Source organism: Deinococcus maricopensis DSM 21211 (assembly GCF_000186385.1).
Classification (GTDB): domain Bacteria; phylum Deinococcota; class Deinococci; order Deinococcales; family Deinococcaceae; genus Deinococcus_B; species Deinococcus_B maricopensis.
This window is the reverse complement of sequence record NC_014958.1, coordinates 1,491,089-1,514,264: the sequence shown is the minus strand read 5'-3', so window position 1 is coordinate 1,514,264 and position 23,176 is coordinate 1,491,089. Positions and strand designations below refer to the sequence as shown.

The following is a 23,176-nucleotide window of genomic DNA, read 5'->3' as shown; positions in this document are numbered from 1 at the left end:
CGCTCTGCCCCTTGTGGTTATTTTTTGATATTCATCGAATAGATTTCAAGCTGGTCTTTTTTCCTTATCACCGCAGTGTTTTTGAGGAGGCTCCAAGCCATCCCATAAATGGCTGAGCGAGCCATAGCGTGCCTGTTCCTCATGCCAAACAGGCACGCTATGGCCGTGGAATTGAGCGATCCCCAGTGGCACATTGTCGAGCCCTACTTTCCTGTGCCGCCTCGTCGTAAGGACGGTCGTGGTCGACCGGGCACCCCTGTGCGGCCCATTCTGGAAGGCGTGCTGTGGATTCTGCGACGGGTGCACCCTGGAGAGATCTGCCCGAACGCTTCCCGCCTCGGTCCACCTGCCATCGCCGGTTCCAGACCTGGGTGCGTACGGGGGTCCTGGCCCGCGCGCTCGAAGCCCTGTACGAGGTGCTTTCCGATCAGGAGCGGCTGGATTTGCGCGAGTGCTTCATTGACGCCACCTTCGTGGGTGCGAAAAAGGGGGGCTCGACGTCGGCAAGACCAAACGCGGCAAAGGCACCAAAATCATGGCCATCACCGACGCTTCGGGCTTGCCGATCGCCGTACACCTGGCCAGTGCCTCGCCGCATGAAGTCACACTCGTGCACGACACCTTGGAGGCCTCGTTTGGCTTCGATCATCCCAAACGCCTGATCGGCGACCGTGCCTATGACAGTGATGGTCTGGATGCAGATCTCGCACGGCTGGGTCTTGAGATGATTGCGCCAAATCGCCGCAACCGCCGAAAAACCCAGGATGGACGCCCACCCCGACGCTCTCGGCGTCGCTGGAACGTCGAGCGGTTCTTCGCGTGGCTGCACCACTTCCGCCGGCTGGTCGTGCGCTGGGAATGGCACGCTGAAAACTTCCTCGGCATGGTGCATCTGGCGGTTATGGTCATCCTGAGCCGTGCGCTGAGCCGGCCTCGCCACCCGGGTTACTGAACCTTTACCGGCATTCAGATGACGGACACACTGAGGGTGATATTCCACAGCCGCTGGTCTTGGAGCGCAATCAGCGCGCCAGAAGGCGTTTGGTAGATCTGCGAGGTGTCTTCCTCATGCAACACGCGAAGCGGAATTCCCTGCTGCGCACACCAGGCCAGGATGTCGTCCGTGTGTATGTCGAAGTCGCCCCAGTTCACGAGGTCTGATACTTCATGGTGGAGCGAGCTCGTGAGTTCGAGACTCTCCAACAGGCCGTCTCTGACCCAAAGCACCAAGTTGCCTCGTTGGAGCTGAGCGAGGCCCTGCCTCACCCGCGCCGCCATAAAGACAACGCGGAAGCGCTCGAGGAGGTGTTCGAGGCGGTCGTCAGCTCGCAGGGGCAGCTTGGCTCGATCGAGGAGCAGCGTCGTGAGAGGCAGTGTTTTGACCCGGGGCACGTGCCCAGCATGGCGTCTGTTGAACCGGGGTGCATCGGCTTGGTGATCTATGTCAGGTCAGTCGGCGCAGCTCCGGGAAGCGGGAGCAGCCCGAAAGCTTGATGGATGCGATTGTTGGGATGACTTGTGTATGCCCAGGAGAGGCAGTCCTCAAACGTGATGCCAGGAGGTAGGGCCGACTGGCGATCAATCGTCCCTAAAAGCCTGAACTCGACATGAGCCGAAACCTGACCTGTAAGGAGCAGGAGGCACCCCAAAAGTTTTCTTGCATCCTGGAAACATTGTGATTGTCCTGAGACTTTCAAACAGATAATATGCTCCCAGCATAACTAAAAGTTTCAAGTCCGATTCATAGTTTGTCTAAACTATAATTACGCAAATCGAATTGCCCATAGTTTATCTATCAAAACTAAGCCGACCGGATCATAAATAGATACACGACACACTTAATAATAATAACCAAACCACATAATCATTTTCGGAGGTGAAGCCTGCTCTACACTTCAGCGTTGCAGCTGCATCCAGAGGTCCGGGTCGGTGAAGGCGAGCTGTGGGGTCATCAGCGCCAGGATCTTGGTGTCCTTGTCGCGGGTGTCCAGCAGGTAGAGGCCTTTGAAGGGGACGGCGCCGATCTGGTAGGCGCTCGTGTTGTGCTTGCCGATCTTGCCGAGGCTGCGCAACTGGTCCGTGCCGATGAACGTGGCGGCCCGCTCCCGAGGGTTGACCATGATGAACACTCAGGAGGTGGTGCCTTTCGCGTAGGCGTACAGCATGGCGGCGCCGCTCATGGGAAGGTCAGGGGTGTTGTCCCAGAGGCGCAGGCGCACGCCAAGGGAGATGTCCCCTTCGGTGGTGACGGGCACCTGGGCGCGAACGTAGTTCAGGAGGGCAGGGCTGAGTCACGGGCAGCGGCCAACACGGAGGTCATCAGGAGGGCCGCAAGGACGAGGAAGCGCACGAGTGCAGGGTAGCGTCTGGTGACCTCATGCGCGGCACATCTTGACATGCGGTGCGCGGGTGCGCTGGAATGGGGCGCGCACAACTCGAAGGCAACGCTTGCTGAATCATTCGGCACGACCACCAGTCCATTTGGAGGTCGTGCCGTTTTTGCTGTGCCCCTGGAGACCTATGACCGTATTGGAAACGCTTCCGGCCCGTCACGACCACGCCCCCGCCTACACGGCCCGTCTCGGCGCCGCCCGCGGCGACACGGTCACCCTCCGACTCAAAACCACCCTGCCCGTCACGCAGGTTCAACTGAAACTTCTCGAACACGGTGAGATCAGCGAATACCCCACCACCGAAATCCCCCCCCTCGACGGCGAAGGCCGCTGGTTCGCGTTCGAACTGCCTCTCATCGCCGACCGCGTCCGCTACGCCTGGTCACTCATCACCGCAGACGATCACCTGAACCTCACCATGTCCGGCCTGCACCACACGCGCCGCGCGTACCGCGACTGGTTCGTGTACCTGAGCGGCTACGCGGCGCCCACCTGGACGTGGTCGAGCGTCTTCTACCAGATCTTCCCGGACCGCTTCCGCAACGGCGACCCGAGCGTCAGCGTCCGAAATGGCGAATACGAGTACGCCGGCGCGCCCGTCTACCAGGAAGTCTGGACCCAACCCATCACCCGCGAAGGCGACATTCACGCGCACTACGGCGGGGACCTCCCGGGCGTCCGCGCCGCACTCCCCTACCTCACGGACCTCGGCGTAAACGCGCTGTGGCTCACGCCGATCTTCGTGTCGCCCAGCAACCACCGCTACGACATCAGCGACTACCGCCGCGTGGACCCGCACCTCGGCGGGGACGCCGCATTCGACGAACTGCTGCACGACGCGCACGCGCAGGGCGTGCGCGTCGTGCTGGACGGCGTGTTCAATCACGTCGGCAGCGAGAACGACCTGTTCCGCAAGGCCTTCGCGGACGTGCACGCGGCCGAGCGTGCACTGTTCACGTGGCGCCCGAACCATCCCGTGCCGTACCACGCGTTCTTCGACGTGCCCACCCTCCCAAAACTCGACTACGCGAGCGAAGCCGCCGCGCGGGAATTCCTGGACGGCCCGGACAGCGTCGTGCGCACGTGGCTGAGGCGCGGCATCGACGGGTGGCGCCTGGACGTCGCGCAGATGCTCGGCGCGGGCGGCACCGACGAAGGGAACCTCGAACTGCACCGCCGCCTGAAGCGGGCCGCGCGCGAGGAACGCGCGGACGCCTACGTGTTCGGCGAGCGTTTCTTCGACGCCGAGGAAGCGCTGCGTGGCGACGGCGAGGACGCCGCCATGAACTACCACGGGTTCGGGCTGCCCGTGATGCAGTGGCTGAGCGGACGCAGCCTGAAGTTCCTGCCGAGCCGCATGGACGGCCATGAGCTCGTGGAGATCCTGTGGGACGCGTACCACGTCCTCCCGCCGGAAGTGGCGCTCAACCAGTTCAATCTGCTCGACAGCCACGACACGCCACGCGCGCTGTACCGCCTGGGCGGCAGCACCGTGAAGCTCCGCGCGGCGCTGACACTCCTGATGGGGTACGCGGGCGTGCCGTGCATGTACTACGGCACCGAAGTGGGCCTCAGCCAGTCGTGCGAGGGCGCGATGCCGTGGTGCCGCGAGCCGATGCCGTGGGACGAGTCGCAGTGGGATACGGCGCTGCGCGCAGACGTGCAGGCCCTCGTACGGATACGCCGCGACACGCCCGCCCTCCAGCGCGGCGCGCTGCGTTTCCTGCACGTGGAATCGGACGCGGTCGCGTTCACGCGGACCCTCACGCACGCCGATGGGCGCGCGGAGCGCGCGGTGGTCATCGCGTCCAGGCTGGAGGCGCACACCCTCACGCTCAGACTGCCGGACGGCGCATGGTGCGACGCGCGGAGCGGCGAGGTCCTGCACGGCATCGTGGCGCTTGAAGCGGCCGGCGGCCGACTCCTCATTCAGAGCTGAGGGCGCCGCTCCTCCCCGGGCGTGGCCGCCCGGCCTGCACGGCGCGCAGCCACGCGTCCGCTTCGCGGGGATGCCGGAGGCGCACCACGCGCAGGTGCGCGTACCGCGCCAGCAGCGCGGGCGTCTCCTGGCGCCGCCGCGCGTGCGTGCGGAAGAACCACGCGAGAATGCCGTTCCGGGAAACGAGGTTCATGCCGAGCCGCTCGCGGTTCCCGTTCCACAGCTCCTCGCGGGTCAGGCCACGCCACAGGGTGCGGCGCAGCAGGCGCCAGAACACCACCGGGCCGGGGTAGTCCAGCCATACGAGCGTGTCCGCACGCGGCCAGCCCAGGTCTCGCGCCTTGCCGTAGTTGCCGTCCATCACCCACGCGGGCTGCGCCGTGAATGCGTCCACGCGCGCGCGGAAGCGTTCCAGCGGCGCTTCTTGCCAGTCCGGCTCGTGGTTCCAGGCGTCCTGTTCCGCGTGCGGGACGTTCAGGGCGCCCGCGAGGGCGCTGGCGAGAGTGGTTTTGCCGCTGCCGGTCGTGCCGATCACCACGATTTTGCGCATAGGCCCACCAGCGTGCCGAATATGCGGGCGCGGTGTCATCGGCCAGGCAGCCTAGGTGGGTGGGGCGCGGGGCGTGCGGACATGATTGGTTTACGTTCGGGCGTGCACAGCGGGTCGCTGCCGCACCTGTAAGCGCTGGGGGTGTGGAGGTCGAGGGGCGGCCCGACATGCCCGCTGGAGGCCGTGATGCTCAGGGCGTGCTGGGGTCCGAGGCCGTCGAGGTGACTGTTGCGGACATGATTGTGGGCCTGGCTTTCCGGGACGCGCAGGGGGCCTCTTTCCCACTGGGGCTGTTCCGTGACGCTGCCGGCCCGCGCTTCCAGCCGGCGATGTATACTATGCAGCTCTGCATGTATAGAGTGGCATCAGGCATCCGTGCCTGACCATCGAGCCCCGTCGGTGCGGTAGAACAGCGTGTGGAGAACTACACGGTCGGGGTGATCAGCGACACGCACGGGTTGCTGCGCCCGGAGGTGGAGGCGTTCCTTGCGGGCGTCGACTTGATTCTGCACGCAGGCGATGTGGGCCGCGCGGATCTCCTGACGCGCCTGAACGCTCTTGCGCCGACGTTGGCTGTGCGTGGGAACGTGGACCGCAGTGAGGGGGTGCGGACGCTGCCGCTCACCGTCGCCCACGAACTGCCGGGGGGCGTGTGGATATACATGCTGCATGACCTCAACGACCTGGACCTGGTGCCGGAAGTGGCGGGGTTTCGGGTGGTCGTGAGTGGGCATTCGCATGTGCCGCGTGCGGTGTGGCGCGGCGAGGTCCTGTTCCTGAACCCGGGGTCCTGTGGGCCTCGCCGGTTCCGGTTGCCGGTGGCGGCGGCACGTCTCCGGGTAGGGGATGACGGACTTCATGTTGAAGAACACACATTTGACCTTTAAACTCGTCGTGTCATCATGAAATTCTTTATTTTCGCCTCACTTCTGCGCCGCGTGGGCGCTGTGGAGCGCACATGCTGACGGGCCGCGCGCCAGCGCTATCCCCCGACGAACGAAACCACCAGTCCCGTGTGGCGGGCCTCGCCCTGCAGATCGGCGTGGCGTTGGGCCTGAACGAGTGGGACCTGGGGGTGGTCGAGGCGGGCGCGCGCCTGCACGACACCGGTAAGGGCGCCATCCCGCGCGCGATTCGGGAGAAGCCCGGCCCGCTCACGCCCGACGAGTGGACGACCATGCGGGAGCACCCGCAGCTGGGCGCGCATCTGCTGTTCGAGGCGGGCGCTCACCCGGAGGAAGTGGACATCGTCCTGCATCACCATGAACGCTGGGACGGCGAGGGGTACCCGCATGGGCTTTGCGGTGAGGCGATTCCTCTCGGCGCGCGCGTCGTGGCGGTCGCTGATACGTTCGATGCGCTTACGAGTGCGCGCGCGTACCGCGCGGCGAGCCCGCCAGCGCACGCGGCGCGGGTGATCCGCGCGGAGCGTGGGCGGCAGTTCGATCCGCGTGTCGCGGACGCCTTCCTGAATCTCGTGCTGCCCACGCTCGACCCGGCCTGACGGCGAGCCCTCACAGGGCGCAGATGCCCTGGCGGTGGCGGGTCAGGGGCCCGGACGCACGTCCGGGCCCCCTGAGGGCGTAGCGTCCGCTGCTCAGGTGTTGACGCTCAGGTGTTCGCGCTCCACGAACACGCCGGGCAGGACGGGAATGATGCCCCGCAGCCGTTCGGGAACGTCGTGCAGGGTGAGGGGTTGTGTGGGCGCGGCCACGCGGCGGTACGTGCCGTCCTCGTTCGCGTCGTACACGTACAGGCCGCGGCGCTGCGCGTCGGCGAGCATCGCGTCGAAGGTGCCCTCCGGGATGCTCAGGTCCTCGCGAACGGGCATCTCGTCGAGCAGGAGGTGCAGCTCGAACAGCAGTTCCTCGCTGCTCAGCGCGGCGTCCGGCACGCCGCCGTACCCGCCGGTCTGCATCTGCGCGAGGTGGCCGCGCGCGTCGGCGGCCACCCAGTCGAACTCCATGCCGGGCAGTTCGGCGCGGTCGACGGGCGTCAAGGTTGCGCCTCGAACGCGGCGTTCACGACGTCGCGCGCTTCCCGCATGACCTGCGCGAGGTGCTCGGGCCCTTTGAAGCTCTCCGCGTAGATTTTGTACACGTCCTCGGTGCCGCTGGGACGCGCGGCGAACCAGGCGTCCTGCGTGGTGACCTTGAGGCCGCCGATGCGTTCGCCGTTGCCGGGCGCGTTCGTGAGGCGCGCGGTGATGGGGTCGCCAGCAAGGGTCTGCGCGGTGACCTGCTCGGGGCTGAGGTTCGACAGGATCTTCTTCTGCGCGGTCGTGGCGGGCGCGTCCTGGCGGTCGTACGCGGTAACGCCGTACGTTTCGCTGAGTGCGGCGTACCGCTCGCTGGGGGACTGGCCGGTCACGGCTTTGATCTCGGCGGCGAGCAGGCCGAGGATGACGCCGTCCTTGTCGGTGCTCCAGGGACGACCGTCGCGGCGCAGGAAGCTCGCGCCGGCGCTCTCCTCGCCGCCGAAGCCGAGCGTGCCGCTCAGCAGGCCGTCCACGAAGTACTTGAAGCCCACGGGCACCTCCACGAGTGGGCGGCCGACGCCGGCCGCGACGCGGTCGATGAGGCTGCTGCTCACGAGGGTCTTGCCGACGCCAGCACTCGCGGGCCACTGCGGGCGGTGCTGGAAGAGGTAGTCGACGCACACGGCGAGGTAATGGTTGGGGTTCAGGAGGCCGTCGGGCGTGACGATGCCGTGCCGGTCCGCGTCCGGGTCGTTGCCGATAGCGACGTCGAAGTCGCCTTTGAGGGCGAGCAGGCTCGCCATGGCGTACGGGCTGCTGCAGTCCATGCGGATCTTGCCGTCCTTGTCGACGGTCATGAACGCGAACGCCGGGTCGACGCGGTCGTTCACGACGGTGATGTCGAGACCGTGCGTGTCGCGGATGGCGGTCCACACCTCGAGGCTGCTGCCGCCCAGGGGGTCCACGCCGATGCGGACGCGGGCGCGTTTGATCGCGTCGAGGTCGATGACGTCCGGGAGTTCCTGCACGTACGGCGTGATGAAGTCGAACACCTCCGTGCGGGCGAGGGCGTCCTCGTAGCTGACGGCGCGGACGCTGCGCAGGCCGGTGGCGAGCAGGTCGTTCGCGCGCGCCTGGATGACGCGGGTGACGTCGGTGTCGGCGGGGCCGCCGCTGGGCGGGTTGTACTTGAAGCCGCCGTCGCCGGGGGGGTTGTGGCTGGGCGTGATGACAATGCCGTCGGCCTGCTCGCCGTTGGCGCTCGCGCGGTTGAAGTTCAGGATGGCGTGGCTGACGAGCGGCGTGGGCGTGTAGTGGCCGGGTTGCGCGCGGACGCGCACGCCGTTCGCGACGAGGACGCGCAGCGCCGTGATGAACGCGCTCTCGCTGAGGGCGTGCGTGTCAACGCCGATGTACAGCGGGCCGGTGATGCCGGCGTCCTCGCGGTACTCGCACACGGCCTGCGTGATCGCGAGGATGTGCTGCTCGTTGAAGGTGCCGTTGAGGCTGGTGCCGCGGTGGCCGCTGGTGCCGAAGCTCACGGCCTGCGCGGGGTCGCGTGAGTCGGGCTGCGTGACGTAGTAGTGCGCCACGAGGCGCGGGATGTTCGTCAGGAGGGATTGTGGGGCGACGTGCCCGGCGAGGGGATGCACACTCATGCGCACCAGCGTACCTTCCGCGCTGCCCGCTGGGACGCATCGCGCAACCAAAAATGAAGGTTCCGTGGAGGACGTTTGCCGCCGGTCGCCCTTGCTACGCTGAGGAGGTGAAGGAGTTTTTCAATGACTGGTGGCGGCTGCTGAAGCTGATCGTGCTGTCGCTGGCGGTGCCGGTCGTTCTGTACCTGCTGCTGCTCTGGGTCGGCATCCTGAAGTAACGGCCGTGTGCCGGAGCGCGTGCCTGGCGGCTCTGCCCGCCGGGCAGTGGGGGCGTGCGGGTCTCGAAGGCCTGCGTGACGTCGACGCTGAAGACGCCGTTGGCGCTGAGGGCCCCTGCGGACGTGGTGCCGGGGGCGTGGCCACCTCGAACATCGTCCGCGCCTGCGTGTCTCTTGGTTGCGTTCCGTACTCGAAATCAACCTGGGTCTGCCGCGTGCGCGCATCGAAGCGGCTGAAGGCGTTCGTGGCGGGGAGGCTGCACGCCGTTCCGAGGCCAACCTCTCACACCGCGGCGGACCTTCCCGGTGGGCAAGTCGTACAGCTCCAGCCGGCCGTACCGCTCGGCGTCCACGCGCTGCGCTTCGCCGGGCGGGAACGCGAAACGCGTGGGGTTCCCCTGCCCAGCGAGGCGGCGCACACTGCAGGGCGGCAGGGTCGCCCGCGCCTGATTGATGGCGAGGACGGCCTGACGGCGGGCTTCGGCGAGGTTCGCCGTGCGCGGTACGGCCGCCCGCGCCCGCGAGGGTCCCGCCCAGCAGGGCGCCGGTGGCCAGGGTCAGGCGGAGGTGATGGGTTCAGCGTAGAGGTGACCTCTGAGTGTCCGCACGTGCGCTGCGCCGAGGCCGCCCATAGGCCCGGGCGGCCCGGCGGCCTTATGGTAAGCCGTGCTCGCGTTGATGGTGTTTCTGGGAACGGTGGCGTTCGTGATCTGGCAGCCGGGTCGGGTGACGCCGGCGGTGGCGGCGACGGTGGGGGCGGTGCTGGCACTGGTGCTGGGGGTGGTGCCCGTGCAGGACGTGCTGACGGTGTGGAACGCCACGTGGAACGCGACGTTGACGCTGGTGGGGTTGATTCTGGTGAGCCTGCTGCTGGATGAGGCGGGGTTCTTCCGGTGGCTGGCGCTGCACGTGGCCCGTTGGGGTGGGGGGCGCGGGGCGCGGCTGTTCGTGCTGCTGATCCTGTTCAGCGCGGTCGTGACGGCGCTGTACGCGAATGACGGTGGCGTGCTGATTCTCACGCCGATTGTGCTGGAGCTGGCGCGGGCGTTGCGGCTGGAGCGCGCGGCGACGGTGGCGTTCGCGCTGGCGGTGGGGTTCGTGGTGGATGTGAGCAGCCTGCCGCTGACGGTGTCGAACCTCGTGAACATCGTCGTGGCGGACGCGTTCGGGATCGGGTTCGCGCCGTACGCGCGCGTGATGCTGCCGGTGAACGTCGCGACGGTCGCGGCGACGCTGCTGGCGTTGTGGTGGTTGTACGCGCGGGTGGTGCCGCGCCGGTACGACGTGCAGGCCCTGCCGCTCCCCGCGTCGGCGCTGCGCTCAAGGGGGACGGCGAGGCTGGGGGCGGCGCTGCTGCCGGTGCTGCTGGTGGGGTATTTCCTCGCGGAGCCGCTGCACGTGCCACTGTGCGTGGTGACGTTGAGCGCGGCGGGGGCGTTGTGGGTGGCGGCGGGGCGGTCGCGGGCGTTGTCGTCGCGGGCGGTGGTGCGCTCCGCGCCGTGGGACGTGGTGGTGTTCTCGCTGGGGATGTACCTGGTGGTGTATGGGCTGCGGGAGGCGCACTTCACGGCGTTGTTCTCGCGGTGGGTGGAGTGGGGGGCGGCGCACGGGACGGGGGCGCTGGTGTTCGGGGTGGGTGGCGCGGTGGCGGTGTTGTCGGCGTTCATGAACAACCTGCCGGCGGTGTTGTTCGGGGTGCTGGGCATTCAGGGGGCGCATGTGCCGGAGGCGGCGCGGTCGTTGGCGGCGTTCGCGGCGGTGGTGGGGGCGGACGTCGGGCCGAAGCTCACGCCGGTGGGGAGCCTGGCGACGCTGTTGTGGTTGCATGTGCTGGCGCGGCGGGACGTGCGGGTGTCGTGGGCGGAGTACTTCCGGGTGGGGTTGGTGCTGACGCCGCCGGTGCTGCTGGTGGCGCTCAGGGCGCTGGCGTGGGGGCACGCTTGAGGGAACCTTGAGGTGCGATCCCTGGAACCGCTCCCGGCCTGAGTGTCACTCGGACGTTTTTGAGCGTGCGTGTTAGCTTGCGCGCATGACCGTCAAAGGGCAAGTGAAGAACGTGAAGGACAGCGGCCTGGAGCGCGCACTGGTGCTGGAGATCGCGCGCGTCACCGAGGCGGCGGCGCTCGCCGCGAGCAAATGGGTCGGCAAGGGCGACAAGATCGAAGTGGACCGCGCGGGCACCGAGGCGATGCGCAACGTCCTGAACGAGCTGAACATCCGCGGGCGCGTCGTGATCGGCGAGGGCGAGATGGACGAGGCGCCGATGCTGTATATCGGCGAGAAGCTCGGCAGCGGCCAGGGCGGCTTGCCGGTGGACATCGCCGTGGACCCGGTGGAGGGCACGACCGTCACGGCGCGCGGCCTGCCGAACGGCGTGGCGGTCATTGCGATCAGTGAGGAGAGCGGCCTCGTGCACGCGCCGGACATGTACATGGACAAGCTGGTGGTGCCGCCGCCTGCCGCCGGGAAGGTGAACCTCGACTGGCCGATGGAGGCGAATCTGCACGCGATCGCGACCAGTCTGGACCGCGACGTGGAGGACCTGATGGTGGTCATCCTGGACCGCGAGCGGCACGCGGACCTGATTCGCCGGGTGCGGGGCGCGGGCGCGCGCGTGAAGCTGATCGGGGACGGCGACGTGATCGCGTCGCTGGCGGTGGCGGTGCGCGGTACGGGCGTGCACGCGCTGATGGGCTGGGGTGGCGCGCCGGAAGGCGTGCTGACGGCGGCGGCCATGAAGTGCCTGGGCGGTGAGATTCAGGGCCGGTTCATTCCGGAGGACGACGCGCAGCGGGAGCGGATGATCGGCATGGGCGTGGACCCGAACCGCATCTACAAAACCGAGGATCTGGCGCCGGGGCATCAGCTGGTGTTCGCGGCGACGGGCATCACGGACGGGGACCTCCTGCACGGCGTTCGCCCGTTCGGCGGTGGGGCGCGCACGCACAGCATCGTGATGGGCCACGCGACGCGGGTGGTGCGCTTCATGGACAGCATCCACCTGGAGGACGACGGCGCGCGCGTGACGGTGCGCGTGTAAGGACGCCGTGTGGAACGTGGCGGGGCCCCTCAGGGAACGGAGGGGCCCCGCTCGTGCGTGGCTGGAGGTTCAGGCGCCGAGTTCGTCGGCCACGCGCGTGAGTTGCGTGGGGGCGTCTTCGTGGACGGCGCCGCCGTGGTACGTGAGGATGGTGCGCGCGGGCAGCCCGGCGAGTTTGCGGACGCTGCGGGCCGCTTCGGGCAGGTCGGGCGTGGCGCGCGGCAGGGGTCCGCGCAGCTGTCCCTGGTCGCTGGTGAGCGCGTCGCCGGTGATCAGGACGCCGTCCGCTTCAACGAACAGGCTGAGGTGCCCGGTGGTGTGGCCGGGCGTGGCGACGACGCGAATGCCGCCGGCGAGGTCGAGGTGTTCGCCGTCGTGCAGGGCGCGCGTGACGGTCGCGCGCGGCGGGTTGGCGAACACGGCGCGCAGGCGCTCGGCCTGCTCGGGCGGCATGCTGGCGAGCATTTCGGGGGTGGGTTGCTTCTGACCGGGGCGTTCGCCCTGCACGTACGGCACCTCGTCGGCCAGTGCGAGAACGTCGGCGCCGCTGGCGGCCAGGACGGCGGGGAGCGCGCCGATATGGTCGAGGTCATGGTGCGTGACGATCACGCGGCGGACGTCCGCCCAGGTGAGCCCGAGGGCGGTGAGGGCGTCCTGCAGGGCCCCCTCGCTGCCGGGCAGCCCGGCGTCGACGAGGGTGGCGCCGTGCGTGTCGTCGAGGATCAGGGCGGGGTGGATCAGGCTGGGGGCGCCCATGAGCTGAGCGGCGATCGGCAGGGCGTACACGTGGGCACTGAGGGGTTGGGGGGCGGGCATGGCTGAACGTACCACTCTTCTGGGGGGCCTGGGGGTGGGTTCAGCGGGGGTTGCGGGGGTCGGCCTGGCCCAGCAGGCGCGTCTTGAGCGTCGCGAGGACGTTCAGGGTGAGCAGGAACAGCAGGGTGGTGGCGCCGGCGAGGACGTAGTGGGTGAGGCCGCAGGTGGCGCCGATGGCGGCGGTGGCGAGGAGGCTGGCGGCGGTGGTGAGGCCGTGGGTGCTGCCGCGCGCGGAAAAGATGGCGCCGGCGCCGAGGAAGCTGACGCCGCTGACGACGGCGCCGAGGACGCCGATGACGTCGAAGCGGACGTTGTGGGCGTCGTTGGCGTAGCGGGTGATCAGGGTTTCGCCGAGGACGACGAACAGGGCGGCGCTCATGCCGACGAGCAGGTGGGTGCGCAGGCCGGCGGGCATGTTCTTGGTTTCGCGTTCCCAGCCGATCAGGGCGCTGAGGGCGCCGGCGACGAGGAGGCGCACGAGGAGCAGGAGGTCCTGGAGCGGGTCGGCCATGACCTGAGCATGACAGAGGGGAATGGGTGACGGATTTGCGGGTGCTGTGGGGGTGCGGGTGTGCTGCAATGCAGACAAGAAGCACGCTTCTCTAGGATCAATAAACTTGACATAAGTACACTCAAGTTTCAAAATGGAGGTACTGATAAGTCCACCCTGAACCCTCAGGGCCTACCCCAACCACCACGGAGGAACCCCCTCAATGAACCCTGAACACCTCACCGAAGCCGCCGTCCAGGCCATCGCCCAGGCGCAACAAGACGCTCTCGGGCGCGGCCATCAGACGCTCACCCCCACCCACGTCCTGCTCGCCACGCTCGACGCCGACAGCCCCGCCGCGCGCGCCGTCACCCTCGCCGGCGGCGACCTCAAGGCCGCCCGCAGCGCCCTCGAAGCGGACCTCGCCAAACTCCCCCGCGTTCAGGGTGGCGGCGACCAGATCTACGGCGACGGCGCCCTCGGCCGCGCCTTTGGCCGCGCCGAAGCCCTCGCCCGCGAATTCGGCGACAGCTTCACCGCCGTCGACGTCCTCATGCTCGCCCTGCGCGAACAGATCCACAGCGCCGCACTCCCCAACGCCGACGCCCTGCGCGCCGCCATCCAACAACAACGCAAAGGAAAAACCGTGACCAGCAAAACCGCTGAACAACAATTCGAGGCGCTCGAAAAGTACGGCCTCGACCTCACCGCCCGCGCCGCCGAAGGTAAACTCGACCCGGTCATCGGCCGCGACGAGGAAATCCGCCGCACCATGCAGATCCTCCTGCGCCGCAGCAAAAACAACCCCGTCCTGATCGGCGAACCCGGCGTCGGCAAAACCGCCGTCGCCGAAGGCCTCGCGCAGCGCATCGTCAAAGGCGACGTCCCGGAAGGCCTCAAAGGCAAACGCATCGTCAGCCTCCAGATGGGCAGCCTCCTCGCCGGCGCCAAGTACCGCGGCGAATTCGAGGAACGCCTCAAAGGCGTCATTCAGGAAGTCACCGACAGCGCCGGCGAAGTCATCCTGTTCATCGACGAGATCCACACCATCGTCGGCGCCGGCAAAGCCGAAGGCGCCGTCGACGCCGGCAACATGCTCAAACCCGCCCTCGCACGCGGCGAACTGCACCTGATCGGCGCCACTACCCTCAACGAATACCGCGAAATCGAAAAGGACGCCGCCCTTGAGCGCCGCTTCCAACCCGTCTTCGTCGAGGAACCCAGCGTCGAGGACACCATCAGCATCCTGCGCGGCATCAAGGAACGCTACCAGGTGCACCACAACGTCGAAATCACCGACCCGGCCCTGGTCGCCGCCGCGACTCTCAGCCACCGCTACATCAGCGACCGCCAGCTGCCCGACAAGGCCATCGACCTGATCGACGAAAGCGCCGCGCGCCTCCGCATGGCCCTCGAAAGCAGCCCCGAGCGCATTGACGCGCTCGAACGCCGCAAACTCCAGCTGGAAATCGAACGCGAAGCCCTCAAACGCGAAAAAGACCAGGACAGCCAGAACCGCCTGCTCGACCTCGAGGATCAGCTGCGCACCCTCACCGACGAACTCGGCAGCATTCGCGCCCGCTGGGAAGCCGAACGCGCCGAAGTGCAGGCTCTGCGCGAGAAACGCGAACAGCTCGACCAGGTCCGCACCGACATCGAAAAAGCCAAACGCGACTACGACCTCGGCCGCGCCGCGCAACTCGAGTACGGCACCCTCCCGCAACTCGAACGGGAAGTGCAGGACCTCGAACGCAAAATGAAAGACGCCGAGTTCGCGCACATGGAAGTCACCGAAGAGGACATCGCCTCCGTCGTGAGCCGCTGGACCGGCATTCCCGTGAACCGCCTCATGGAAGGCGAACGCGAGAAGCTCCTGCGCCTCGAAGAGGAACTGCACGAACGCGTCATCGGGCAGGACCGCGCCATCGTCAGCGTCAGCGACGCCATCCGCCGCGCCCGCGCCGGCCTGAACGACCCGAACCGCCCGCTCGGCAGCTTCATGTTCCTCGGCCCCACCGGCGTCGGCAAAACCGAGCTCGCCAAAGCCCTCGCGGAATTCCTGTTCGACTCCTCGGACGCCATGGTGCGCCTCGACATGAGCGAGTACATGGAGAAACACACCGTCGCCCGCCTGATCGGCGCCCCTCCCGGCTACGTCGGCTACGAAGAAGGCGGTCAGCTCACCGAGGCCGTACGCCGCCGCCCGTACAGCGTCATCCTGCTCGACGAAGTCGAGAAGGCCCACCCGGACGTCTTCAACGTCCTGCTGCAGGTCCTCGACGACGGCCGCCTCACGGACGGCCAGGGCCGCACCGTGGACTTCCGCAACACGCTCGTCATCATGACCAGCAACATCGGCTCCCCGCTCATCCTCGAAGCGCAGGCGCGCGGCGAAGACCCCGACGCCATCCGCGACGCCGTCATGGGCGCCCTGCAGGGGAACTTCCGCCCGGAATTCCTGAACCGCATCGACGACATCATCGTCTTCGATGCACTCACCAACGCCGACATCCACCGCATCGTGGACATCCAGATGCGCGGCCTGGTCAAACGCCTCGCGGAACGCCGCATCACCGTGCACCTCACGGACACCGCCAAGGACCACCTCGCGCGCGTCGGGTACGACCCGAACTTCGGCGCGCGCCCCCTCAAGCGCGCCATCGCCCGCGAAGTGGAAACGCCGCTCGCCCGCGAGATCCTGTCCGGCCGCGTCGCGGACGGCAGCAGCCTCACGGTTGACTATCTCGACGGCCGCATCCACTTCGACAGCGCCCCCCTCAACTGAGCGCAGCAGAAACGAGCGTCCCCTCCGTGTGTGGGGGACGCTCGTTTCTGCTGAAGCGGCCCAGTTATGCAGGGCAGACTCCGAGGAAGATGAGACCGTTCGCTGTTCTGACCACGTTGGTGACGTGGCTTGCGTCCGCATCCGCCCAGAGCACCCCGCCGGCACCCTACGTCCAGCCTGAAACGCTGCTGACGCTGTCCGACGCGCCAGCGCAGCAGCAGAGTGGTGCGCTGATCTACGAAAACGCCCCGGACACGGCCATTCACACGGAACGGACCACCCAGGGCGAAACGGCCCGTTGCGAGCGGTTCCGTGTCCCCCACGACCCGGTCGACGGGAACCCGGAGTTTCTGGCAGTGCTGTATGCCAGCGAGACGCTGGCCGTCACATCATCGGTGTCTACGCAGATGACGCGCACCTGCGTCATCGTCAACCCACGCGCGCAGGCCAGCACGACGAAACTCAGCGGCGTGTACATGCAGAATTTCCGGGACTTGAAGGGTTCATTACGTGGTGAGCAGGCGCCAGAAACTGCCGGGACGTGCACGCTCCAGCGTGCGCGCTAGGCGCGACAACGGGTGCCGGTGGGGTCGCCCCCGCACGAATCCGGGCTTGCCCTTTCGTCCGGTGGTGGCGGTCTTGTTTGCGGGCGTCCTCTCTCGCCCGGTTGCCAGAGACGGAGCCCACCTGCTCTCAGGTGGGCTCCGTCTCTGGCGTCTGTGATTCAGGTTCAGGGGAGGGCTTTGGCGTTGTTGACGGCTTTGTACGCGTCGATGAGGCCGGCGCCGCAGCCGACGGAGCAGGCGGTGCTGCTCAGGGCGGTGCTGCTGTTCTTGAGGGTGGTGAGCACCTGCGCGGGCGTGATGGTGGGTTTCACGGCGTACATCAGGCTGACGAGGCCGGCGACGTGTGGGGTGGCCATGCTGGTGCCCTGGTAGAAGCTGTAGGTGTACGCGCCGGTGTCGTCCTTGAGGGTGCTGAGGACGCCGTCGACGTAGCCGTCGCCGTTGCGGTCGACGCTGGTGTCGCCGCCGGGCGCGGCGACGTCGACGTAGCTGCCGTAGTTGCTGTACGGTGCGCGGTAGTTGCGGTAGTCGGTGGCGGCGACGGTGATGGTGTTGTTGCAGGATGCGGGGCTGTAGTGGCTGGCGTTGTCGTTGCTGTTGCCGGCGGCGACGACGACGCTGGTGCCGCGGGCGACGGCGTCGTTGATGGCGGCCTGTTCGGCGGGGTCGGCGCTGGCGCAGGTTTTGCCGGCGCCGAGGTCACCGCCGAGGCTCATGTTGATGACTTTGGCGGGGTAGGCGTTGGTGGGGGCGCCGCTGACGGTGATGCCGGCGGCCCAGCGGATGCTGTCGACGATGTCGGCGGTGCTGCCGCCGCAGCGGCCGAGGACACGCACGGGGAGGATGCGGGCGTTCCAGTTGACGCCGGCGACGCCGGTGGTGTTGTTGGTGTTGGCGCCGATGGTGCCGGCGACGTGGGTGCCGTGGAAGCTGCTGCCCTGGGCGCTGGGCGGGACGGGTTGGCCGTTGGCGTCGGTGCCGCAGGCGCCGGCGGCGGTGGCATCGCCGGGGTCAGTGGCGTCGCTGTCGCGCCCGTTGCCGTCTTTGGCCATGAAGGTGTCGCTGATGAAGTCGTAGCCGCCGACGAAGCGTCCGCTGAGGTCGGGGTGGGCGGTTTTGCCGGTGTCGATGACGGCGACGACGGGGCTGCCGCTGCCGGTGGTGACGTCCCAGGCGGCGGGGAGGTTCATGCGGCCGTAGTGCCACTGGTAGGGGTAGTACTGGTCGTTCGGGGTGCGCTGGGCGCTGTAGAGGTAGTTGGGTTGGACGTATTCGGTGGCGCTGCTGGCGTTGGCGCGCAGGGTGTCGATGCGGGCGATGGTGAGGGCGGTGGCCTGGGCGCTGACGCTTTGGGCGCTCAGGGCGGTGTCGGCGAACTGGGCGAGGATTTCGCCGCCGCTGAGGGTGCGCAGGGCCTGGAGGTGCATGCCGCCGAGGGTGCCGAGGGCCTGGGGGCTGACGCCGTCGCGGAGTTTGACGATGACCTGGCCGGGGACGACGCGGACGCCGGTGGTGTCGGTGCGGGTGGTGGTGGTGAGGGGGGCGTTGCTGGCGTTGGGGGTCTGCGTGGTGGTGCTGCAGGCGGCGAGGCTGAGGGCGAGGGCGAGGGGCATCCAGAGGTTGCGCATGGGGTCCTTTCGGGAATGCTGGAGGGGCCGCGCCCTGGGGTGCGGTGGGGTGAACGTGGCGGTTGACCGTGGGTGCGGTCAGGGGGTTCGTTCCAGATTCCGGGTTGGTGGTCAAACCTTAAGAGACGTGAGAATTCACACGCTGTGAAGTTTTTTACACTCGCGTAATCAGTCGTCTAGGGCGCATGTGTGGAAGGTCACGTCCGTGATGCGCCATGAGGACGGTCATCACCGGGCCTTGACCTGCGTGTTACACTTCGCCTGAAGTTCACCTGCTGCTCACCCACTCCCGGAGGCTCGATGACGCGCCCGCTCCTGCTCACGCTGGCTCTTGCCCTGCTCACGCCCGCCCTCGCCGACGCCTACACCGTCCAGGCGGGCGACACCGCGTACAGCGTCGCGCGGCGCGCCGGCCTGAGCGTCGACCAGCTGCTCACCCTCAATGCCCTGACCAGCCCGAACCTGCGGGCAGGACAGGTCCTGAACCTCACCCTCAGCGCGCCCAGCCCCAGCAGCGTGACGTACACCGTCGCGCCCGGCGACACGGCGTACAACATTGCCCGCCGCGCGAACCTCAGCGTGGACGCGCTGCTGAGCCTCAACAACCTGAGCAGCGCGGACCTGCGCCTCGGGCAGGTGCTCACGCTGCCGGTCGCCATTGCGCCGCTCACACCCTCGTCTGCCCCGGCGCCCCTGCGGGCCGCCGCGCCCACCCTCCCCCCCGTGAGTGCCCTGAGCGTCACGGCGCTGCCGACCGGGGACATCGGCGCGGACCTGCGGGCGCTCGGCACGCCCTGGCTGGGCGCGCCGTACGTGTGGGGCGGCGCCAGCACCACCGGGGTGGACTGCAGTGGGCTGACCATGGAGCTGTACGCGCAGCTCGGCGTCAAGCTGCCGCACCAGAGCGCGCAGCAGTTCACGCTCGGCGACAGCGTGGACCGCGACACCCTCGAACCGGGCGACCTGGTGTTCTTCGACACGGAGGGCGGCGGGCACGTCACGCACGTCGGCATCTACCTCGGTGACGACGAATTCATCAACGCGAACTCCTACCTGGGCCGCGTCAGCATCGACAAGCTCAGCAGCACGTACTTCGCCACGCGCTACCTCGGCGCGCGCCGCCTCACGCCGCCCCTGACCGCCCGGCGCGGCCTGTAACGCACCCGCTCAGCTGAGCAGCGGCTCCTCCGTGAGTTCCGGAAGGCGGTACGCGCGGACGTCCTCGCGCTGCACGTCCACGATCAGGTACGGCACGCCGTACGCCGCGAGCTGCACGTCCGTGCGGCTCGGCACGGCCGGACCGCGCGGGTGGCTGTGATAGATGCCGACCAGGTCGAGCCCCTCGGCACGCATGGCTTTCAGGGCGCGCAGCACGTGCCCCGGGTCGGCAATGTACGTGCGCTGCGGGTCCGGCGCGGCGTTGCGCAGCGGGTACATGGCGCGCACGTCGCTGCCCACGCCGGGGCGGTCATGGCCCCCCAGCAGGCCCACGCACTCGCACGGCACCTCGGCACGGGCGTGCGCGATCAGTCGGGCGCGGAGAGGGGCGGGCAGGTGCATCTGCGTGCATTGTGCGGTGCGGCGCGGGCACGCGCAATGCGGCGTTTCTTGAGGGTTCGCGCCGCTCCTGGCGCGCGTGGAGAGCGGGTACGCGGCGCGGCTGGTACACTGTTTTCATGGCCAAACGCCGTGCCAAACGTTCTCTTTCCACCTCCAACCGCTTTGACGGCGAAGCGCTGGGCCTGGTGCTGTTCGCGCTGGGAATCTTCCTGGCCGTGACCGTGTTCGTGCGACCGGGCGGGACGGGATTCATGGCGCAGGCGCACACGCTGCTCGTCACGTGGCTCGCCTGGGGCGCGTACGCCCTGCCGGTCATTCCGCTCGGTTACGGCGCGCTGGTGTTCCTGGGGCGCGAGGTGCGGACCTTCACGCGCCTGGTGCTCGGCGGCCTCGTCGTCATGGCGTCCCTGCTGGCCCTGTCGGCGGTGTTCACGCCCGGCGACGCTTCGAACGCCGACTGGAGCGGCGGCGGGCAGGCCGTGACGCTGCTGATGGCGCCGCTCACGCGCGCGGTCGGGTACGCGGCGGCACTGCTGCCGCTGGTGACGCTGACGCTCGGCGCGGAACTGCTCGGGCGCCGCGAAGCGTTCACGTTCATGAAGGGCTTTTTCCGCAGCCTGAGTTTCGCCGTCGTGGCCGGCGCGGGGGGCGCGCGCGACCTCGTGGAGGCCCGGCAGGTCGGCCTGGAGCAGACGCGCCGGCGCGTCGCGGTGCGCAACGCCCTGAGCGTCCACGCCCGCGACCTTGAAGGCCTCGCGAAACTGTACCCGGACGCGCGCGAACTGGACGGCTGGCAACGGGAAGTGAAGGGCGCGCTGCGCAGCCTCCACGACCGGGACGAAGCGGGCCTCAAGGCGCTCGAGAAGGACCTGCAGGGCTGGCGGGACGTCACGAAGACGTTCGTGACGGGCGCCGCGCAGGACCTGCGCGCGCGCGTGGCCGCCGAAGCGCCCACCATCGCGGCGGACATCGAGGTGCGCGCCCAGGAGATCCGCTCGGGTCAGCACGAACTGAGCGGCGAACTGGCGAGCACCCTGGCGAGCGGCGCGCTGGAGCGCGTGCGCCGCGCCCTCGTGATGGACGCGTACCGCCTCGCGAACCGCGCCGGCAGCCTGGAACGCGACCGCAAACGCGCGGAAAAGGCGCTGGAGCGCGCGGACGCCGGCGCGCTCGCGCGGGAGCTGCCGGCCATGGATACCCGCACGCGCGACTGGGCGGACCTTGCGGACGGCGTGACGGACTGGATGACGCGGGCCGCGTTGTACCCGGGCTGGCCGGACCTGGTGGAGGCCATGGACCGCGCGCCGGCCGAGCTGGCGGCGCAGTTCGCGCAGGACCTCACCATCGATCCGGACGCGACGCTGCGCGCGCGGCCCACGTGGGAAGCGCGGCTGGAACGGCTGCTGCTGGAACGAGCGGAAGCCGAGGCGGCCGTGCCGCCCCGCCCGGCAGCGCCCGCCGTGGCCGCGCCGCTGCTGCTGGACCTGACCTTCGACGCGCCGGACGTGGCGCCCACCCCGGCGGTGGCGCTGCCGCCCGCCCCGACGAGCGGGCCGCTGTTCCCGCCGCCCGCGCCGGCCACGCCCGCACCCCAGCGGCCCCGCGAGAAGGTGACGGCGCCCGTGACCACGCCTGCGGCGGAGGCGTCATCCGCCGAACAGCTGGCCCCGGCCCCCTCCCCTGCCCTGGCGCCCGTACCGGTCAGTCCGGCCCCCGCGCCGACGAGTGCCCGGTACGTGGACCTCGCCGCGCTCGGCGAGGACGACGAGGACGAACTGGACATGCCGTTCCCCGTGGCGAGGACCACACCCGCAGCGGCGCCTGTGGCGCCGACCCCGGCCCCGCGCGCGACGCGCCTGCTCGTGGAAGAACGCCTCCCCTGGGAGGAGGACGACGAGCCGGCAGGGACATTGAAGCGGGCGGCCGAGGAGGATGATCCGCGCGAACGCCTGGGCGCCATCGACATTGAGGTGCCGGGCCTGGAGCTGCTCGATCCGATTCCGCACAGCGCGCTGGACACGGCGGCGCTGGACGCGTCCGCCCGGACGCGCGCGGACCTGATCAACCAGACGCTGTCGCACTTCGGCATTCAGGGCCGCGTGGTGGACTTCGCGCGCGGCCCGACCGTCACGCGCTACGAGATTGAGCCGGCGCCCGGCGAGAAGATCGCGCGCATCGCGAGTCTCAGCAACGACCTCGCGCGCGCCCTCGCGGTCGGGGGGGTGCGCGTGGAGGCCCCGGTGCCCGGCAAGAGCGTCATCGGCCTGGAAGTGCCGAACACGGAGCGTGAGCCGGTGACGTTCCACGCGGCGGCCATCAACCCGTCGTTCCGTGGGACGCGCGCGAAACTGCCGATCATCCTCGGAAAGAGCATCGACGGGGACATGATGGTCGGGGACCTCGCGAAGATGCCGCACCTGCTGATCGCGGGCAGCACCGGCTCCGGGAAGTCGGTGTGCGTGAACACGCTGATCACCAGCCTGCTGTACCGCTACCTGCCGACGGAACTGCGGTTCCTGATGGTCGACCCAAAAATGGTGGAGCTCACGCCGTACGACGGGATTCCGCACCTGGTGCGCGGCGTCATCACGAACCCGATGGACGCGGCGGGCGTGCTGCTAGGCGCCGTGGCGCACATGGAGCGGCGGTACAAGATGATGAGTCAGGCGGGCGCGAAGAACCTGGAGCAATTCAACGCGAAGATGCGTCAGGTGGGCGAGGCGGAACTGCCGCACCTGGTGATCATCATCGACGAGCTGGCGGACTTGATGATCACCAGTCCGAAAGAGGTCGAGTCGGCGATCATGCGCCTCGCGCAGATGGCGCGCGCGACCGGCATGCACCTGGTGCTGGCGACGCAGCGGCCGAGCGTGGACATCCTGACGAGCCTGATCAAGGTGAACGTGCCGGCGCGCATTGCGTTCGCGGTGAGCAGCAGTCACGATTCGCGCACGATTCTGGACGCGGTGGGCGCGGAGCGCCTGACGGGCATGGGGGACATGCTGTTCTACCAGCCGGGGTTGGTGAAGCCGCTGCGCCTGCAGGGGCCGTACATCAGCGAGACGGAGAGCGTACGCATCACGGAGTTCCTGCGCCGTCAGGTGTTCGAGGACTGGTTCGTGGAGGCGTACGGCAGTGACTTCGACGGGGCGGTGGAGTCGGGCGGCGGTGGCGGCGCGAAGGGGAACATGGACTTCAGCGATCCGCTGCTGCGGCAGGCGGCGGAGATCTGCATCGAGGAGGGGCAAGGCAGCGTGTCGCGCCTGCAGCGGCGCCTTTCGGTGGGGCACGCGCGCGCCGGGAAGCTGATGGACATGCTTGAGGCGATGGGGATTGTGAGTAAGCATCAGGGCAGCAAGCCGCGTGAGGTCCTCATCTCGGTGGCGGATCTGCCGGATCACTTTGGGCGGTAAAAAACGCCGTGTGGGCGCGCGTTGGGCTAGGTTTCCCAACGCGCGCCCACACGGCGTTTATGAAAATCTCATGATGCGGGTGTAAATGTTCGGTAGGGAACAGTTGTTGGGATTCTCTCAAATGGCGCTCTACACGCGCCTT

Annotated in this window: 19 protein-coding genes and 1 pseudogene; 10 read left to right on the top strand and 10 right to left on the bottom strand. The window is 68.4% G+C overall.

The window, feature by feature from the left end:
* The first annotated feature begins 159 nt into the window (after positions 1-159).
* Positions 160-952: pseudogene (locus tag DEIMA_RS17535) on the top strand (IS5 family transposase).
* Between the two features lie 14 nt (positions 953-966).
* Here DEIMA_RS17535 and DEIMA_RS07115 read toward each other — a convergent pair.
* The 3 genes from DEIMA_RS07115 to DEIMA_RS18845 all read right to left on the bottom strand — a co-directional run bounded on the left by DEIMA_RS07115 (position 967) and on the right by DEIMA_RS18845 (position 2,255).
* Entirely contained in the window at positions 967-1,392 is a 426-nt protein-coding gene (locus tag DEIMA_RS07115) for a hypothetical protein (protein WP_013556557.1), read from the bottom strand.
* A 503-nt stretch (positions 1,393-1,895) separates the two neighbouring features.
* Positions 1,896-2,120, bottom strand: coding sequence for a hypothetical protein (locus tag DEIMA_RS07110; RefSeq protein WP_013556556.1), 225 nt, complete (start codon positions 2,118-2,120; stop codon positions 1,896-1,898).
* Positions 2,121-2,129: 9 nt separating this feature from the next.
* Positions 2,130-2,255 carry a hypothetical protein gene (locus DEIMA_RS18845; protein ID WP_013556555.1) on the bottom strand — a complete coding sequence of 42 codons (126 nt, stop codon included), beginning with the start codon at positions 2,253-2,255 and terminating at the stop codon, positions 2,130-2,132.
* Between the two features lie 265 nt (positions 2,256-2,520).
* On the opposite strand from DEIMA_RS18845, the gene DEIMA_RS07105 reads away from it, so the two are divergent.
* Positions 2,521-4,332, top strand: a complete 1,812-nt coding sequence (locus tag DEIMA_RS07105) for an alpha-amylase family glycosyl hydrolase (protein WP_013556554.1) — start codon at positions 2,521-2,523, stop codon at positions 4,330-4,332.
* Here DEIMA_RS07105 and DEIMA_RS07100 read toward each other — a convergent pair.
* Positions 4,319-4,882 (bottom strand): P-loop NTPase family protein, encoded by a 564-nt coding sequence (locus DEIMA_RS07100; protein ID WP_013556553.1) that lies wholly within the window; start codon positions 4,880-4,882, stop codon positions 4,319-4,321. The genes DEIMA_RS07105 and DEIMA_RS07100 overlap by 14 nt on opposite strands.
* Positions 4,883-5,298: 416 nt before the next feature.
* On the opposite strand from DEIMA_RS07100, the gene DEIMA_RS07090 reads away from it, so the two are divergent.
* Complete coding sequence (locus DEIMA_RS07090) at positions 5,299-5,769, top strand: metallophosphoesterase family protein (RefSeq protein ID WP_013556552.1); 471 nt, start codon at positions 5,299-5,301, stop codon at positions 5,767-5,769.
* A gap of 71 nt (positions 5,770-5,840) precedes the next feature.
* Entirely contained in the window at positions 5,841-6,386 is a 546-nt protein-coding gene (locus DEIMA_RS07085; protein ID WP_013556551.1) for an HD-GYP domain-containing protein, read from the top strand.
* A gap of 93 nt (positions 6,387-6,479) precedes the next feature.
* On the opposite strand, the gene DEIMA_RS07080 is transcribed toward DEIMA_RS07085, so the two are convergent.
* Complete coding sequence (locus DEIMA_RS07080) at positions 6,480-6,881, bottom strand: hypothetical protein (RefSeq protein WP_013556550.1); 402 nt, start codon at positions 6,879-6,881, stop codon at positions 6,480-6,482.
* Entirely contained in the window at positions 6,878-8,518 is a 1,641-nt protein-coding gene (gene pgm / locus DEIMA_RS07075; RefSeq protein WP_013556549.1) for a phosphoglucomutase (alpha-D-glucose-1,6-bisphosphate-dependent), read from the bottom strand. The genes DEIMA_RS07080 and pgm overlap by 4 nt, the downstream gene beginning before the upstream one ends.
* Positions 8,519-9,414: 896 nt before the next feature.
* Between pgm and arsB the strand changes: the two genes are divergently transcribed.
* Entirely contained in the window at positions 9,415-10,680 is a 1,266-nt protein-coding gene (arsB, locus tag DEIMA_RS07070) for an arsenical efflux pump membrane protein ArsB (RefSeq protein ID WP_013556547.1), read from the top strand.
* Between the two features lie 85 nt (positions 10,681-10,765).
* A complete protein-coding gene (gene glpX / locus DEIMA_RS07065; RefSeq protein ID WP_013556546.1) occupies positions 10,766-11,776 on the top strand; it encodes a class II fructose-bisphosphatase in 1,011 nt (336 codons plus the stop codon).
* Between the two features lie 69 nt (positions 11,777-11,845).
* Here glpX and DEIMA_RS07060 read toward each other — a convergent pair whose 3' ends face one another.
* The gene (locus DEIMA_RS07060; protein WP_013556545.1) at positions 11,846-12,592 is read right to left on the bottom strand and encodes an MBL fold metallo-hydrolase; all 747 of its coding nucleotides are present in this window, start codon (positions 12,590-12,592) and stop codon (positions 11,846-11,848) included.
* Positions 12,593-12,632: 40 nt separating this feature from the next.
* Entirely contained in the window at positions 12,633-13,103 is a 471-nt protein-coding gene (locus tag DEIMA_RS07055; protein WP_013556544.1) for an MgtC/SapB family protein, read from the bottom strand.
* A 202-nt stretch (positions 13,104-13,305) separates the two neighbouring features.
* On the opposite strand from DEIMA_RS07055, the gene clpB reads away from it, so the two are divergent.
* Positions 13,306-15,867 carry an ATP-dependent chaperone ClpB gene (gene clpB / locus DEIMA_RS07050; protein ID WP_013556543.1) on the top strand — a complete coding sequence of 854 codons (2,562 nt, stop codon included), beginning with the start codon at positions 13,306-13,308 and terminating at the stop codon, positions 15,865-15,867.
* A gap of 89 nt (positions 15,868-15,956) precedes the next feature.
* Positions 15,957-16,433: a hypothetical protein gene (locus DEIMA_RS07045; RefSeq protein ID WP_013556542.1), complete on the top strand. Its 477-nt coding sequence runs from the start codon at positions 15,957-15,959 to the stop codon at positions 16,431-16,433.
* A 164-nt stretch (positions 16,434-16,597) separates the two neighbouring features.
* Here the strand turns inward: DEIMA_RS07045 and DEIMA_RS07040 are convergent, their stop codons facing one another.
* Positions 16,598-18,061 carry a S8 family peptidase gene (locus DEIMA_RS07040; RefSeq protein ID WP_013556541.1) on the bottom strand — a complete coding sequence of 488 codons (1,464 nt, stop codon included), beginning with the start codon at positions 18,059-18,061 and terminating at the stop codon, positions 16,598-16,600.
* A 300-nt stretch (positions 18,062-18,361) separates the two neighbouring features.
* Between DEIMA_RS07040 and DEIMA_RS07035 the strand changes: the two genes are divergently transcribed.
* Complete coding sequence (locus DEIMA_RS07035; protein ID WP_013556540.1) at positions 18,362-19,219, top strand: C40 family peptidase; 858 nt, start codon at positions 18,362-18,364, stop codon at positions 19,217-19,219.
* A 9-nt stretch (positions 19,220-19,228) separates the two neighbouring features.
* Here DEIMA_RS07035 and DEIMA_RS07030 read toward each other — a convergent pair whose 3' ends face one another.
* Positions 19,229-19,621: a M67 family metallopeptidase gene (locus DEIMA_RS07030; protein WP_013556539.1), complete on the bottom strand. Its 393-nt coding sequence runs from the start codon at positions 19,619-19,621 to the stop codon at positions 19,229-19,231.
* Positions 19,622-19,737: 116 nt separating this feature from the next.
* On the opposite strand from DEIMA_RS07030, the gene DEIMA_RS07025 reads away from it, so the two are divergent.
* The gene (locus DEIMA_RS07025; RefSeq protein ID WP_013556538.1) at positions 19,738-23,034 is read left to right on the top strand and encodes an FtsK/SpoIIIE family DNA translocase; all 3,297 of its coding nucleotides are present in this window, start codon (positions 19,738-19,740) and stop codon (positions 23,032-23,034) included.
* Positions 23,035-23,176: the final 142 nt, after the last annotated feature.